Origin of the sequence: Proteus columbae (assembly GCF_002777965.1) — a bacterium.
GTDB lineage: Bacteria > Pseudomonadota > Gammaproteobacteria > Enterobacterales > Enterobacteriaceae > Proteus > Proteus columbae.
This window is the reverse complement of the sequence record NZ_NGVR01000017.1, coordinates 43,166-59,042: the sequence shown is the minus strand read 5'-3', so window position 1 is coordinate 59,042 and position 15,877 is coordinate 43,166. Positions and strand designations below refer to the sequence as shown.

The following is a 15,877-nucleotide window of genomic DNA, read 5'->3' as shown; positions in this document are numbered from 1 at the left end:
AAATGATCAAACTATTAGAACAAGCGATTACACAAAACTTATTACGACCTTTAGATCTTCGATTTGCACAAATGCTGGTTGAAGATGAAAACCCTATTTTACTGTTTGTATTTGCTTATTTGAGTGCTCAAACCGGAGCGGGTCATGTTTGTTTACCACTAAATATTATTCAAAAAGATCAACTGTTTGATGGTAGACAAAAAGAGTTTTCACAAGAGGTTTGGCAAAAAATGGGTAAGCCTTCTACTAAAAAAATAGTAGAAGAGTTGACTCATTGTCACTGCGTTAGTCAAAGTAGTGATAATCTTTCTTCTCCCATTATTTTAGATAATGAACTTCTTTATCTACAAAGAATGTGGAGCTATGAAGAGAAAGTAGCTCAATTTTTTAGGCAAGAGCACAGCATTGTTGATATTGATGAAAATGAATTAATTAAGGTGCTTAACCAGCTTTTTCCAGCCACGAAAGAAAACCAAGAAACAAATTGGCAAAAAGTGGCTGCCAGTGTTGCTATCACAAGCCCTATTTCTATTATTTCAGGAGGTCCTGGAACGGGGAAAACCACGACAGTTGCTAAAATATTAGCGGCTTTTGTGATGCTCACATCGAATGAAAAGCCGATTATTCAATTAGCAGCTCCCACAGGTAAAGCCGCTGCGAGATTAACGGAATCTTTAGGTAAGGCTTTGGCGCAACTTGATTTAAGCGAAGAAGAAAATAAGTGGATGCCAAAGCAGGCACAAACTATTCATCGTTTATTAGGCGCTCAGCCTGAAAGTCAGCAAGTTCGTTACCACAAAGATAATCCATTACAGCTTGATATTTTAGTTGTTGATGAAGCCTCAATGGTTGATTTACCCATGATGGCGCGTTTGATTGATGCACTCCCATCAAAATGTCACGTTATTTTCTTAGGTGATAAAGACCAACTTGCTTCTGTTGAAGCGGGGGCTGTGTTAGGCGATATTTGCCGTTTTTCTGAAGATGGTTTCAGTCAAAAAAGATTTGATCAGATTAATCATTTGACTCAAGGTGAATTGGTTAAATCTACGGATATTATTCCGGTCTCTCAAATTCCAGTGTCTGTCGTCAGTGATTCCCTGTGTTTATTACGTAAAAGCTACCGTTTTGGTGAAGATTCAGGGATAGGGCAACTGGCTTTTGCAGTTAATAAAGGACAGACTAAAATAGCTATTGCGTTGTTGAAAAAAGCAGAAGTTAGCCCACAACAGCTTGAAATAGCATTAGAGCCTCAAGATGTGAGCTTTATTGCTTTAGAGTCAAAAGAAAGTTATTTACTGATGATACAAGATGCCGTTAATGCTTATCGAGAGTATCTCACTTTAGTTTCTCAAAAAGCATCACCTGATATTATTCTTAATGCATTTAACCAATACCGTTTATTGTGCGCACGAAGAGAAGGCCCTTTTGGTGTGAGTGGTTTAAATGACAGAATTGAAATGTTATTGCATCGCCAGCGATTGATCCGCCGTCCTACAAATAGTTATCAAAGTGATTATATTGGACGTCCCATTATGATCCAACGAAATGACAGTACGCTAGGTCTGTTTAATGGTGATATTGGCATTATGCTCAATAACGATGAAGATGAAATGAAAGCTTTTTTCCAACTACCGGATGGAAAATTGAAAGCGATCCAACCTAGCCGATTACCGCAACATGAAACTGCGTATGTAATGACAGTGCATAAATCACAAGGTTCTGAATTCACCCATACAGCGTTAGTACTCCCTGATAAATTTTCACCTGTTGTTAGTCGAGAATTGTTATATACCGCATTAACACGTGCTAAACAAAAGCTTTCTCTTTATGCATCAGAGTCTATGGTGAAAATGGCAATACAAACGCGTATTCAACGTCGAAGTGGATTAATTGATAAATTACGTTATTAGCTATTCGTTAATAATGGAAAATAATAAAAGACAGACATTGAGAGGGATACCTGTCTTTTTTTGTATTTGGTAATTACTCTTTATGTAAGTCTAAAATCAAAATTTTAGAACGACGTTGGTAATTATAAAGGGCTTGTTTTTCAATTGGTAGTTTATCAATCTCAGCAGGTTCAAATCCTTTTTCTTGAAACCAGTGTATGCTACGAGTTGTTAAAACAAATAGCTTTTCTAACCCCAATTGTTTAGCGTGTGCTGAAATTCGTTGTAGCAAAACCTCACCACGACAAGAGCTACGATAGTCTGGATGTACAGCAACGCAAGCCATTTCACCAATTTTTTCTGATGGGTAAGGGTAGAGCGCTGCGCATGCAATAGTCATATTATCGCGTTCAATAATAGTGAATTGGTCAATTTCAATTTCTAATTGTTCTCTTGAACGTCTGACTAAAATACCTTGCTGTTCTAATGGGCGAATAAGTTCGAGTATGCCACCAATATCATTAATATTTGCTCTACGAACTTTTTCTGCACTCTCCATGACGATTTGAGTACCAATACCATCACGAGAGAATAATTCTTGAATAAGCGCACCATCAGATTGATAACTTAATAAGTGGCTGCGCTCTACACCACGACGACAGGCTTTAACCGCGCCCCGTAAGAATCTTACTGTGCCTGAATGGTAATCACCTTCTGTTTGTAGCTCTCGAATTTTATCTTCAGCTTGATTAGGCAGCAGTTCAGAAACAATGTGACCTTCTTCATCGATAACACCTTGGAATGAGCAAAAACCAATCAGCTTTTGTGCTTTAAGTTTTATCGCAAGCTGTGTTGCCACTTCTTCTGAGGTGAGATTAAAGCTCTCACCCGTAACAGACACGGCAACTGGCCCAATTAATACAATAGCATTACTGTCTAACTGGCGATGAATAGCTTCTTCATCGATACGACGAATTTTTCCGCTATGACAATAATCAACGCCATCATCAACCCCTAATGGCTGTGCGATAACAAAGTTACCACTAACAACATTAATATGCGCACCTTGTAATGGAGTATTGCTTAAACTCATTGATAGGCGAGCCGTAATATCAAGTTGCAATGTGCCCGCAGCTTGTTTAACGATTTCTAAGGTTTTGCTATCTGTGATGCGCGTATATTTATGATAAATCGGAGATACTTTTTGTACTTCAAGAGCAGTATCAATTTGTGGGCGAGCGCCATAAACAACCACTAAACGAATGCCTAGGCTGTGTAACAACCCAATATCATTAATGATAGATGGGAAGTTTTCGTGAGCAATGGCTTCGCCACCCAGCATAATGACAAATGTTTTGCCTCTATGTGCATTAATATACGGAACCGAGTGGCGGAATCCATCGACCAATTCGGTGCTACGCTCTTTCATAAAACCCTCTCAAGTGAATTTTTATTCGCATTTAATGTATTTTTATTCTTTTTGGGGAGGAATGGCAAGTAAAATCCTATCTTATTGTTTTCCCTGAAGGCAGAATATTCGTGTAAAAGTGAGTAATTGTGCTGTTTTTAAGTGACAGTGAAGTGTGGATTGGGTAAAGTTTTTTGTTCTTAACTTTTTTTATCTCTTTTTAGAGTTTATTGACGTTAATCGTTTTTTTGGAATATTTTCATGAGTCATTCTGAGCACAATCAAACTCGTCGTCGTCTTGTTAAAGGAATTGGCGCGTTATTATTGTTAAGTGTTAGTCCTGTTGGTCTTGCTGCCACTGCATCTATTGTTGCTGTCAGGGTTTGGCCTGCTTCGACTTATACTCGCGTGACTATAGAATCCAGCACACCACTTAAATATCGCCAGTTTGCATTATCAAATCCTGAGCGTATTGTGGTGGATTTAGAAGGTATTCAACTTAATAGCGCACTGAAAGGTGTCGCTAATCAGGTTCAGACTAGTGATCCGTATTTAAAACTTATTCGGGTTGGTCAAAATACACCTAAAACAGTACGACTGGTATTTGAAGTAAAAACGCCTGTACAACCACAAATGTTTACGCTTAAACCTGTGGCCGAATTTAAAAACCGCTTGGTGCTAGATTTCTACCCAAGTCATGGGGCTGATACTGAAGATGATCCTCTCTTAGCACTATTGCGTGAATATAACGACGGTGATTTACAACAAGCAGTTCCAGCACAAACCGACACCCGTAAACCGGGTAGAGCAGGGCGAGATAGACCGATTATTATTATGATAGACCCAGGTCATGGTGGTGAAGATCCGGGGGCTATAGGTAAATATAAAACGCGTGAAAAAGATGTGGTTTTACAAATTGCTCGCCGCTTAAGAACGCTTATTGATAAAGATGCCAAAATGAAAGCGTATATGACACGTAATGAAGATGTCTTTATTCCATTGACAGTACGTGTTGCTAAAGCGCGAAAAATGCAGGCAGATTTATTTGTCTCTATCCATGCTGATGCGTTTACAAACCGCTCTGCAAGAGGTTCATCTGTTTTTGCATTATCAAAAACAGGCGCAACCAGTAATACAGCACGCTACCTTGCTCAAACACAAAATGAGTCTGACTTAATTGGTGGGGTGAGTAAAAGCGGCGATCGCTATGTTGATCACGCCATGTTAGATCTTGTGCAAACTGCAACGATTAATGACAGCCTAAAATTTGGTAGCGAAGTGCTTAAGCTCATGGGTGGGATTAATAAACTGCATAAAAATAAAGTCGATCAGGCAGGTTTTGCGGTATTGAAAGCACCAGAAATTCCGTCAATTCTGGTTGAAACGGCCTTTATCAGTAATATCGAAGAAGAGAAAAAGCTGAAAACAGCCAAGTTCCAGCAACAAATTGCCGAATCTATCTTCAAAGGGATCAAAGCTTATTTTGCCAATGGTGGTGAATTAACCTTAGCTGATCGTAGCTAATCTCTCTCCATACCCTTTTCTTATATTCCAATAGAAAGCCGATATCATGTGCTTTCTATTGGCGTTTTTTATTGTGGTTTCAGCACAATAAATCTATTTAATACAATGCGTTATTGATATAAAAGAAATTTAACGTAGTAAATCTATAAGAAATATGATTAGGCTTGTAAATTAAGAGAGAAAGTAAATAAGAGGAAATCTTGAAGAGGAATTGGTTGCGGGAGCTGGATTTGAACCAACGACCTTCGGGTTATGAGCCCGACGAGCTACCATGCTGCTCCATCCCGCGACTGAATTGTTGTTTATAGAATTGGTTGCGGGAGCTGGATTTGAACCAACGACCTTCGGGTTATGAGCCCGACGAGCTACCATGCTGCTCCATCCCGCGACTGAATTGTTGTTTATAGAATTGGTTGCGGGAGCTGGATTTGAACCAACGACCTTCGGGTTATGAGCCCGACGAGCTACCATGCTGCTCCATCCCGCGACTGATACTATAACTTACTGCTTTGTGAATTGGTTGCGGGGGCCAGATTTGAACTGACGACCTTCGGGTTATGAGCCCGACGAGCTACCAAGCTGCTCCACCCCGCGTCTCCACAGAGGGGCACTATACTCAGGATCTGCCGAGTTGCAAGTTTTTTATGAAATTTTTACAGTTTTCTTTTAAAAACGGTCAGAAATAACACATCAAGATGCAAATTTAGGCAGTTATACTCGTCATACATCAAGTTATTTAGAGTATATACTTGATGTTTAAAAGTCATATTGATTGGGTGATAATAGAATGCAGGTACAACATGTATACTCGTCATCCTTCAAGTTGTAGGGGTGTTGGCTACGCTCAGCTACCCGAATCACATACATGAGTATGCCCATCGGGATATCTTTGCTTGTCGCCTAGCTGCAACTCGAATGATTTAGAGTATATATTCATTATCTTTATTGATTTGGCTTTGGTATCTTTCTCATCCAAAATCAGCACTCAAATTTAGTTATTAAGCGGGAAAAAAATGGTTACTTGGCGAAAATCGTTAATTTTAGGTATGTTAGCGCTTGCCTTGACTGGATGTCATCGTCCGACAGAGCAAGGGCAACAGTATAAAGATGGAAAGCTTAAACAAGATCTCATTGAGGTAAGTTCGCCAAATACACAAGGTACACCGATTAATGGCCCTGATTACTTACAACAAGTAAGCCAGATAAACCAAACATCATCCCGTTTATACAATAGCAATAAAGAAACTTATCAAGCGGTAGAAAACTGGTTACGATCAGGTGCTGATACTCGCCAATTACGCCAATTCAATCTTTCTGCATTTCAAATGGAGGGCGTTGATAATTACGGTAATGTTCAATTTACTGGATATTACACACCTGTTCTTGAAGCCCGTTTAACGCAACAAGGTGAATTCCAATATCCTCTTTATAAAATGCCAGCTAATAGCCGTTCAAAGTTGCCGTCTCGTGCCGCTATTTATAATGGTGCATTAAGCCAATCTTTAATTGCAGCTTACAGTAACTCCATTATGGATAATTTTATGATGGAAGTTCAGGGAAGTGGTTATGTTGATTTTGGTGATGGTAAACCTTTAACGTTCTTTGGTTATGCAGGAAAAAACGGACACCCTTACCGTAGTATTGGCAAAGTACTTATTGATAATGGTGAAGTAGAAAGAAAAGATATGTCGATGCTTGCTATTAGAGATTGGGCTGATAAGCACAATGATGCTGAAGTAAGAAAATTATTAGAAGAAAATCCGTCATTTGTTTTTTTCAAACCAGAGCCTTTCACACCTGTTAGAGGCGCTAGTGCTATCCCACTTGTTGCACTTGCCTCTGTGGCTTCCGACCGAAGTATTATTCCTGCCGGAACGGTGTTGCTCGCTGAAATTCCTGTACTTGATAATACAGGTAGTTTTACAGGCGAATATCAAATGCGTTTAATGGTGGCATTAGATGTAGGTGGGGCAATTAAAGGGCATCATTTCGATATTTATCATGGGATTGGTAAAGATGCTGGTCATATGGCAGGTTTTTATAATCATTACGGACGTGTTTGGGTATTAAAAAAATCACAGCTTAACTTATTAAATCCTTCGTCATAAAAACGATTTACTATTTATCAGCTCGTTATTAACGGTAAAATTATGCAAACGACATGGCTATTGATATTAATAGCCATGATTATTTCTGTTATTTAGGTTGTTATCGCATTATGCAAAATTCATTATCAGATTCATATTTACAACGTTTTTCTGGAATAGGGCGACTCTATGGGCAAAAAGCGTTGTCTTATTTTGCTCAGGCTCATATCTGTGTCGTGGGTATAGGTGGGGTCGGCAGTTGGGCTGCTGAAGCATTAGCACGTAGTGGAATTGGTGCTATTACCTTAATTGATATGGATGATGTGTGTGTGACTAACACTAATCGTCAAATACATGCGTTGAAAGAAAGCGTGGGGCAGCCTAAATGCGATGTAATGAAACAGCGTATTTTAGAAATCAATCCAGAATGCAAAGTGACCAGTATTGATGATTTTGTCACGGTTGATAATGTCGCTGAAATGATGAATAACAACTTTGATTATGTCATTGATGCAATTGATAGCGTAAGGCCAAAGGCTGCATTGTTAGCTTATTGTCGCCGTTATAAAATTCCGGTGATCACAACGGGTGGTGCTGGTGGGCAAATTGATCCAACACAAATCCAAGTGGTTGATTTAGCAAAAACAATTCAAGATCCTTTAGCGGCTAAATTAAGAGAGCGTTTGAAATCTGATTTTAATGTCGTAAAAAATAGTAAGGGAAAATTAGGGATCGATTGTGTTTTCTCAACAGAGCAACTCGTTTATCCACAAGGCGATGGTACAGTTTGTGCGGCAAAAAGTACGGCGGATGGTGTGAAAAGAATGGATTGTTCAGCCGGCTTTGGTGCAGTGACGATGGTAACGGCATCGTTTGGGTTTATCGCGGTGTCTTATGTATTGAAGAAGATGTTAGCAAAAGCCCAACGTACTCGTCATACTTCAAGCTGTAGCGAATACTCGTCATACTTCAAGCTGTAGCGTTGTTGACGGCGTTCATTCGCACTAGTCACATACTTGTGTATGCTCCTAGCGACTCATTCACTTGTCGCCTAGCTACATCTTGAATTATTTAGAGTATTTTTTTGCATATATTCAAGCTGTAGCGTTGTTGACGGCGTTCATTCGCACTAGTCACATACTTGTGTATGCTCCTAGCGACTCATTCACTTGTCGCCTAGCTACATCTTGAATTATTTAGAGTATTTTTTTGCATATATTCAAGCTGTAGCGTTGTTGACGGCGTTCATTCGCACTAGTCACATACTTGTGTATGCTCCTAGCGACTCATTCACTTGTCGCCTAGCTACATCTTGAATTATTTAGAGTATTTTTTTGCATATATTCAAGCTGTAGCGTTGTTGACGGCGTTCATTCGCACTAGTCACATACTTGTGTATGCTCCTAGCGACTCATTCACTTGTCGCCTAGCTACATCTTGAATTATTTAGAGTATTTTTTTGCATATATTCAAGCTGTAGCGTTGTTGACGGCGTTCATTCGCACTAGTCACATACTTGTGTATGCTCCTAGCGACTCATTCACTTGTCGCCTAGCTACATCTTGAATTATTTAGAGTATTTTTTTGCATATATTCAAGCTGTAGCGTTGTTGACGGCGTTCATTCGCACTAGTCACATACTTGTGTATGCTCCTAGCGACTCATTCACTTGTCGCCTAGCTACATCTTGAATTATTTAGAGTATTTTTTTGCATATATTCAAGCTGTAGCGTTGTTGACGGCGTTCATTCGCACTAGTCACATACTTGTGTATGCTCCTAGCGACTCATTCACTTGTCGCCTAGCTACATCTTGAATTATTTAGAGTATATATTTGTAATATATATTGAGATTCTGAGCCTAAGTTAAGGTTAGGATTGAGAGGTGAGTGATTTTAATCGTGCGATAATCGCATTCACTCCGTCAGTACGAGATTGGCTAATTTGATTAGCCAATCCTAATTGTTCAAAAATCGCTAACATATCGATATCAGCTATTTCTTGCGCCGTTTTATTTTCAACTGCGGCTAAAATAATAGTCAGTAAGCCTTTTACAATACGACCATCACTATCACCATAAACATGGTATTTTCCGTCATTATTTAATTCGACACCTAGCCATACTTTGTTCTCACACCCTTTTATCTCTTTTTCCGTTGTTTTTAATTCATTAGGTAGTGCAGGGAGTTTGCGGGAAAGTTGAATTAACTGGCGATATTTATCTTCCCATGCTTTTGATTTTTGAAAATCATTAAGCAAGATATCTAGGGTAATTTCATTACCAAAAGGATGCTGTGTTGTGATGTTGGTCATGATGATTATTCGTCTTTTAAGAGTGTTAACGCAAAAATAACAGCGTCAATAAAGGCATCAATATCAGAAAGTTGATTATAAGGCATAAAAGAAATGCGTAAACAGCCTGAAGTATTTAATGAATCAATAAGAGGTTGTGCGCAGTGTTGCCCTGTGCGTAATGCAATACCTTTCTCTGTGATTAATGTTGCTAAATCACTATGATGAATGCCTTCGAAATTAAAAGAAACAACTGATGAGTTGGCAGCTCGGTAACTGATAAACCCATTTAGCTCTCTCAGGCGCTTCTCAGCTTCTTCTGCAAGCTCAAGAGCATATTGGTTAGCCTGATGCATATCTTGTTTTTCTAACCATGCTAATGTGGCTGAAAATGCAATAACACCTGCAACATTAGGTGTTCCAGCTTCAAAACGCTGAGGAATAGGGGCTGGAGTAAAACCATCAAATGTTGCGTTAGTTAGCATTTTTCCACCACCATGCCAAGGTGCCATGTCCTCTAAATGTTTTCGTTTGCCATAACAAATACCTAATCCATTAGGGCCATAAAGTTTATGAGCAGAAAAAACATAAAAATCGATATCAAATGCTGTGACATCTGTTGGGTGATGCGCAATACCTTGTGCTCCATCGACAACCAGTAAGCAATTATCATATTGATGAACGCATTGAGACACTTTATCTAATGCGATTTGAGCGCCTGTCACATTCGACATTTGGCTAACAGCAACAATTCGTGTCCGTTTATTGATTAAAGCATTTAAGCTATTAATTGAAGGTAAAAAATGATCTTCAATAGCCCAACGGATCACTCGTGCACCTGTTTGTTCCGCCAGTATCAACCAAGGAATAAGGTTTGCATGATGTTCTTGCTCACTAACAATTATTTCATCACCTGCTTGTAAGCGTGGGCGAAAATAACCTTGAGCAATAAAGTTGAGTGATTCTGTGGTGCCTTTTGTCCAAATAATCGTATCACTATCAACACTATTGATTAATTCGGCAACTTGTTGACGTGTCGCCTCATATTGTTGCGTTGTCTCTTTAGCATGCTGATATTGGCTACGGTGAACCGTTGCAAAATTATGGCGATAAAACGCATCAGAGGCTTCTATCATGGCGAGAGGCTTTAATGCAGTCGCTGCACTATCGAGATAAATAGTCTTTTCTTTAAGTGCAGGAAATTGTTGTCGAAATAAATCAGGTGAAAATACGTTCATAGTTAGGCTGTATTGGTAGACGAATAAATTTTCGTGATTTGTCGTTAAAAATAGGGCGTATAGATTATACGGTTAATTATATTTATTTATAACGGAAACCTGAGGGCATCCGTTTGTTATGGCTTATTGCGCCCATAATAACACGATTAAGATGATGAAAGTTCACTCAATAAAAAATCACTGATATCAGATTAATATCCTCTTTTTTCTTATTTTAATTTACCGGGGATAATTTGTGGGGAGTTTTTTAGAATAATGATGATAACTTCATTATAAAAAATGGATTAAAACATCAAAACGGTATGTGTGAGTAATTAAAAAGTAGAGAAAAATAGCGAATAAAAAAAGCACCGCCTTGGCGGTGCACTATAAAATCACTATGGACAGACAGGGTAAATGTACAGGAAGTGAAAAAAAACAGTAGCATCAGCTACTAAGTCTGGAATTTCCAGACAACTTGCAAACACAACATCACAACCACAAAGCCAAAAGTTTTGCAGTATTACTACTACACAACTTTTCGTTCCGGCTTAGGAAGTGCGCTTACTATAGGTATTTACTGGCTAATCATCAAGGGACAATTTATAATGCTTCGCATAAAAAAAACTAATGATGAAAGTTAGGGTCTACTAATAGCCAAAATAGGGGTTTAAGAACCGAATATGTCTAAACGTTTACCGCCATTAAATGCGCTTAGGGTTTTTGATTCAGCGGCACGTCATTTAAGTTTTACTAAAGCCGCTGAAGAATTATTTGTGACACAAGCAGCAGTGAGCCACCAAATTAAAACATTAGAAGAATTCCTTGGGCTAAAATTATTTAGAAGACGCAACCGCTCTCTTTTATTAACCGAAGAAGGGCAGAGTTATTACCTCGATATTAAGGAAATCTTTTCATCAATTAACGAGGCAACTCGCAAATTATTAGCTCGAAGCGCGAAAGGCGCACTTACCGTTAGCCTTTCTCCAAGTTTTGCTATTCAATGGTTAGTACCTCGGCTATCTGGGTTTAATCAAGCTTATCCGGGAATTGATGTGCGAATTCAGGCTGTTGATAGAGAAGAAGATAAGCTAGCTGACGATGTTGATGTCGCCATTTTTTATGGTCGAGGAAATTGGACTGGTTTACGTACAGACCGCCTTTATGCGGAATATTTGATCCCTGTTTGTGCACCATCTTTACTTACAGGTGAAAAACCACTAAAAACCCCATCCGATCTGATTTATCATACACTGCTACATGATACATCTCGTCGAGATTGGCAAGCTTATGTACGTCAATTAGAGATACAAAATCAGATAAATGTGCAACAAGGGCCTATTTTTAGCCATAGTTCAATGGTAATACAGGCTGCTGTACATGGACAAGGCGTTGCATTAGTTAATAATGTAATGGCACGTAGTGAAATAGAATCAGGTCGATTAGTAAGACCTTTTCCAGATGTCCTTGTTAGTAAAAATGCATTTTATTTAGTTTGCCAAGATAGTCAGGCTGAATTGGGTAAAATTGCGGCTTTTCGCCAATGGATTTTATCTCAAGCAGCGAATGAGCAAGAAAAGCTGGGTTTACTGACATCATCTTAATATTGTGATTGGCAAATATCTTCTAGATAGGAAGGAATAAACAGTGAATAGTCGTACATTGCTTATGTTTTCCGCGATTAGTGGCTTCTTTTATGTTGCTTTTGGTGCATTTGCAACTCATAAGCTTGCACCTCATTTATCGCCACAACATTGGGAATACATTCAGTTAGCGATGCGCTACCAAATCGTCCATACCTTATTACTTGTCGGGATCGCGGCAATGTTAATGCGTAAAACCATTTTATGGTTTTATTGGGCAGGTATTTTCTTTGGTGTTGGTATTCTACTTTTCAGTGGTAGCCTTTATTGTATGGCGCTAACACAAGTTAGATTGTTATCTTATTTTACGCCAATTGGTGGATTTAGTTTTCTTATTGGTTGGGCTTTAATTTTTATTGGCGCTTTGCGTCTAAGGGCACCGGCGTCTCGCCATGAATAAAGTTGCATTATATTGTCGCCAAGGTTTTGAAAAAGAGTGCGCGGCTGAGATTACGGATAAAGCAGGTCAAATCGGCGTTTATGGTTTTCCTCGTGTTAAAGAGGGAAGTGGTTATGTTATCTTTGAATGCTACCAAGAGGGTGAAGCAGACAAGATTGCGCGTGAAGTGAGTTTCCGTGAATTAATTTTTGCTCGTCAGATGTTTGTGACAGGTGAATTACTTAAAGATTTACCGCCAGAAGATAGAATTACACCGATTATTGGAATGCTAAAAGGTGTTGTCGAAAAAGCGGGTGAACTTCGAGTTGAAGTTGCGGACACCAACGAAAGTAAAGAATTATTAAAATTCTGCCGTAAATTTACGGTGCCATTACGTAATCATTTACGTAATGAGAAAATTTTGCTGAAAGTAGAGAATTTTAGCCGTCCTATTATACATGTGTTTTTTATTGCACCGGGATGTTGTTATGTTGGCTATTCTTATAGTTTCAATAATTCCGCATTTTATATGGGTATTCCTCGGTTAAAATTCCCATCAGATGCACCAAGTCGTTCGACATTAAAACTTGAAGAAGCATTTCATATTTTCATTCCTTATGATGAATGGGAAGAGCGTTTAGCCAGTGGAATGAGAGCTGTCGATTTAGGGGCATGTCCCGGCGGTTGGACATATCAATTAGTGAAACGCAGTATGATGGTACATGCTGTTGATAATGGCCCGATGGCACAATCGTTAATGGATACAGGACAAGTTCGTCATCACCAAGTCGATGGTTTTAAATTTGAACCTACATCTAAAAATATCACATGGCTTGTTTGTGATATGGTTGAAAAACCAGCCAAAGTTGCTGCGTTGATGACAACGTGGATTGCTAATGAATGGTGTCGCGAAGCTATCTTTAATTTAAAACTACCAATGAAAAAACGTTATGAGGAAGTTTCTCATATCCTTGAAAAAATAAAGTCAGAGTTAGCAGAAAAAGGGATCAACGTTAAGATCCAAGCTAAGCACCTTTATCACGATAGAGAAGAGATAACGGTTCATATTCAAAATATTTGGGCTGCTTATCGACCAGATCGTGAGTTCTAAAACCGTTCAAGACACATCGATTTATTGATGACAATAAAAGGCTAAGTTTATAAATAGAAACTTAGCCTTTTTTAATGGGAGCTAGTGATCCAAAGATATTTGTTTGTTGAGTTTTAACGACTGGGAACTTAGCTATTTTAAACGTAACTGTTGTAGATTACCGTTTAATTGAATGTCAGTACGTAATGTCGTGATTTTCCGACTGATAAATGCAGACTCTTTATGTGTAATAAGTTTGTTTTGCCATTTAGTCGGAACATCATCAATATGCTGATAGAGTGATTCTAGATCTGGGTGAATTTGTAAAAGCTCGGTAGCACTTTTAGGCCCAATACCAGGAACGCCTGCAACCTTACTGCTACTTACGCCCGTTAATCCCCAATAGTCGGTAAGTTGAGATGGTTCGACACCAAATTCTGCTCTAATAAATTCTAAATCTAACCAGCGTCGTTGAAAATAATCGCGTATACGAATAGAGGGAGAAAGTAATTGGCAATAACCTTTATCGGTTGAAATAATCGTGACTCGAAAACCTGCACTTGCCACTTTGGTTGCCAATGTTGCTGCAACGTCATCAGCTTCATCACCGCCTGAGTGCCAGCTCTGTATTCCTAAATTAAGTAACATTGCTTTAATTTCAGGTAATTGCTGTCGCAAGTCATCAGGCATTGGTGTGCGACCCGCTTTATAATCGGGTAACAGTTGATGTCGCCAGCTACCGTCTCTGTCGTCTTCATCAAAGACTGCTACGGCATGAGTAGGTTGTGTGTGACCAAGCAGCTGGTTGACACTTTGTTCACATACAGTCTGGCAGGAAGAACCTGATGCCGCATGAATGCGGCGGATCAGGTTTAAAGCATCAATAATCAGCAAATGTATCATAATAAATTAGCTGATAATCTCGTAACATGGTTGGTAAGCTGTACCACCCGGAAGTTTCATACGATGTTGCTCAACAAAGCCTGCTAATAAAATATCCATGCGACGCATAATTTCACGATCACCATGAATTTTATAAGGGCCGTAAGCTTCAATCGCTTTCATACCCACTTCTTTTACGTTACCAGCAACAATACCAGAGAATGCGCGACGTAAGTCAGCCGCTAATTTTTCAGGTGATTGATCGGTACTTAAGTTAAGCGATGCCATATTTTCATGTGTTGGTTCAAAAGGAAGCTGTAAATCAGCATTGATCTTCATTGACCAGTTAAAACTATAAGCATCACCAGTACTACGGCGATTATCTTTTACCAAAGGCATATATTTTTTCATGATACGAGCAACTTCAGGCGCATCATCAATAATAATTTGGTAATGGCGTCGAGCTTCGTCGCCTAATGTATTGGCGATAAAGTCATCTAATACATTAAAGTAATCTGCACTTTCTTTAGGGCCAGTTAAAATCAGTGGCAATACTTGGTCTTGGTTTTCTGGAGACATAAGAATACCAAGCAGATACAGCAATTCTTCCGCAGTCCCTACACCGCCTGGGAAAATAATAATGCCATGTCCAATTCGCACGAAAGATTCCAGACGTTTTTCAATATCTGGCATAATAATCAGTTCGTTAACTAATGGATTTGGTGGCTCAGCCGCAATAATTGAAGGCTCTGTCATACCAATAAAACGGCTATTTTTATAACGTTGTTGAGCATGACCAACGGCAGCCCCTTTCATTGGTGCTTCCATCGCACCCGGCCCACAGCCTGTGCAAATATTGAGTTCGCGTAATCCTAATTCGTTACCTACTTTTCTGCCGTAAAGGTATTCCGTTTCGTTGATAGAGTGACCACCCCAGCAAACGATCATATTAGGATCTTCATCAATATGAAGGGCTCGTGCATTACGCAAAATCGAGAAAATAGTATTAGTGATGTGAGTACTATTTTCTAAGTTCAGGTGAAGATCACGTTTTGCTGTTGTGATCTGCCCGTGAACAAACAATATGTCACGAAGCACTGCGAATAAGTTAGCTTGTAGTGAGCGAATAATTTTTCCGTCAACAAAGGCGTCTTCAGGAGGATTGACTAACTCTAGTTTTACGCCACGTTCACGGCGCAGTACGTTAATATCAAAATCTTGGTATTTAGATAACAGTTCTTTACTACTATCAGTGAGGCTACCAGAGTTGAGAACAGCGAGAGAACAATTGCGAAACAGCTGATAAAGATCACTGCTTGCGGTTCTCTTTAGCATATCAACTTCTAGCTGTGAAAGCAGATCCATGGAACCTAATGGGCTGACATGAGTTATCACGTAGGACTCCTTTTTCTCCTGAAATAACAAACTGAAGTGCAACTGATCTTGGTATAACACAGATCATAT

General features: G+C 39.1%; 12 protein-coding genes and 4 tRNA genes. 7 read left to right on the top strand and 9 right to left on the bottom strand.

Features of this window, described 5'->3' with window-relative positions:
• Positions 1-2: 2 nt before the first annotated feature.
• Positions 3-1,913: an exodeoxyribonuclease V subunit alpha gene (gene recD, locus CBE70_RS07005; RefSeq protein WP_100158769.1), complete on the top strand. Its 1,911-nt coding sequence runs from the start codon at positions 3-5 to the stop codon at positions 1,911-1,913.
• Positions 1,914-1,986: 73 nt separating this feature from the next.
• Here the strand turns inward: recD and argA are convergent, their stop codons facing one another.
• Positions 1,987-3,321: an amino-acid N-acetyltransferase gene (gene argA / locus CBE70_RS07000; RefSeq protein ID WP_099074429.1), complete on the bottom strand. Its 1,335-nt coding sequence runs from the start codon at positions 3,319-3,321 to the stop codon at positions 1,987-1,989.
• Positions 3,322-3,561: 240 nt separating this feature from the next.
• On the opposite strand from argA, the gene amiC reads away from it, so the two are divergent.
• On the top strand, positions 3,562-4,824 hold the full coding sequence (gene amiC, locus CBE70_RS06995) for an N-acetylmuramoyl-L-alanine amidase AmiC (protein ID WP_100158768.1): 1,263 nt from the start codon (positions 3,562-3,564) through the stop codon (positions 4,822-4,824).
• Positions 4,825-5,036: 212 nt separating this feature from the next.
• Here amiC and CBE70_RS06990 read toward each other — a convergent pair.
• The 4 genes from CBE70_RS06990 to CBE70_RS06975 all read right to left on the bottom strand — a co-directional run bounded on the left by CBE70_RS06990 (position 5,037) and on the right by CBE70_RS06975 (position 5,418).
• Positions 5,037-5,113 (bottom strand) — tRNA-Met (locus CBE70_RS06990).
• A gap of 22 nt (positions 5,114-5,135) precedes the next feature.
• Positions 5,136-5,212, bottom strand: a tRNA-Met gene (locus CBE70_RS06985).
• A gap of 22 nt (positions 5,213-5,234) precedes the next feature.
• Positions 5,235-5,311 (bottom strand) — tRNA-Met (locus CBE70_RS06980).
• A gap of 30 nt (positions 5,312-5,341) precedes the next feature.
• Positions 5,342-5,418: transfer RNA gene (locus CBE70_RS06975), tRNA-Met, on the bottom strand.
• A 419-nt stretch (positions 5,419-5,837) separates the two neighbouring features.
• Between CBE70_RS06975 and mltA the strand changes: the two genes are divergently transcribed.
• The gene (mltA, locus tag CBE70_RS06970; RefSeq protein WP_100158767.1) at positions 5,838-6,932 is read left to right on the top strand and encodes a murein transglycosylase A; all 1,095 of its coding nucleotides are present in this window, start codon (positions 5,838-5,840) and stop codon (positions 6,930-6,932) included.
• Positions 6,933-7,042: 110 nt separating this feature from the next.
• The gene (gene tcdA / locus CBE70_RS06965) at positions 7,043-7,891 is read left to right on the top strand and encodes a tRNA cyclic N6-threonylcarbamoyladenosine(37) synthase TcdA (protein WP_100158924.1); all 849 of its coding nucleotides are present in this window, start codon (positions 7,043-7,045) and stop codon (positions 7,889-7,891) included.
• Positions 7,892-8,782: 891 nt separating this feature from the next.
• Here tcdA and csdE read toward each other — a convergent pair.
• Complete coding sequence (csdE, locus tag CBE70_RS06960) at positions 8,783-9,223, bottom strand: cysteine desulfurase sulfur acceptor subunit CsdE (protein WP_100158766.1); 441 nt, start codon at positions 9,221-9,223, stop codon at positions 8,783-8,785.
• Positions 9,224-9,228: 5 nt separating this feature from the next.
• Complete coding sequence (gene csdA, locus CBE70_RS06955; protein ID WP_100158765.1) at positions 9,229-10,440, bottom strand: cysteine desulfurase CsdA; 1,212 nt, start codon at positions 10,438-10,440, stop codon at positions 9,229-9,231.
• Between the two features lie 662 nt (positions 10,441-11,102).
• Here csdA and CBE70_RS06950 point away from each other — a divergent pair.
• The 3 genes from CBE70_RS06950 to rlmM are packed head-to-tail and all read left to right on the top strand — an operon-like array spanning position 11,103 to position 13,552.
• The gene (locus tag CBE70_RS06950) at positions 11,103-12,023 is read left to right on the top strand and encodes a transcriptional regulator GcvA (protein WP_023582728.1); all 921 of its coding nucleotides are present in this window, start codon (positions 11,103-11,105) and stop codon (positions 12,021-12,023) included.
• Positions 12,024-12,066: 43 nt separating this feature from the next.
• The gene (locus tag CBE70_RS06945) at positions 12,067-12,462 is read left to right on the top strand and encodes a DUF423 domain-containing protein (RefSeq protein ID WP_036913817.1); all 396 of its coding nucleotides are present in this window, start codon (positions 12,067-12,069) and stop codon (positions 12,460-12,462) included.
• On the top strand, positions 12,455-13,552 hold the full coding sequence (gene rlmM / locus CBE70_RS06940) for a 23S rRNA (cytidine(2498)-2'-O)-methyltransferase RlmM (RefSeq protein WP_100158764.1): 1,098 nt from the start codon (positions 12,455-12,457) through the stop codon (positions 13,550-13,552). Before CBE70_RS06945 ends, rlmM begins: the two co-directional genes overlap by 8 nt.
• 132 nt (positions 13,553-13,684) lie before the next feature.
• On the opposite strand, the gene xni is transcribed toward rlmM, so the two are convergent.
• Both xni and ppnN read right to left on the bottom strand, forming a co-directional pair.
• Positions 13,685-14,434 carry a flap endonuclease Xni gene (xni, locus tag CBE70_RS06935; RefSeq protein WP_098941999.1) on the bottom strand — a complete coding sequence of 250 codons (750 nt, stop codon included), beginning with the start codon at positions 14,432-14,434 and terminating at the stop codon, positions 13,685-13,687.
• Positions 14,435-14,440: 6 nt separating this feature from the next.
• A complete protein-coding gene (ppnN, locus tag CBE70_RS06930; protein WP_036913815.1) occupies positions 14,441-15,808 on the bottom strand; it encodes a nucleotide 5'-monophosphate nucleosidase PpnN in 1,368 nt (455 codons plus the stop codon).
• Positions 15,809-15,877 lie beyond the last annotated feature (69 nt).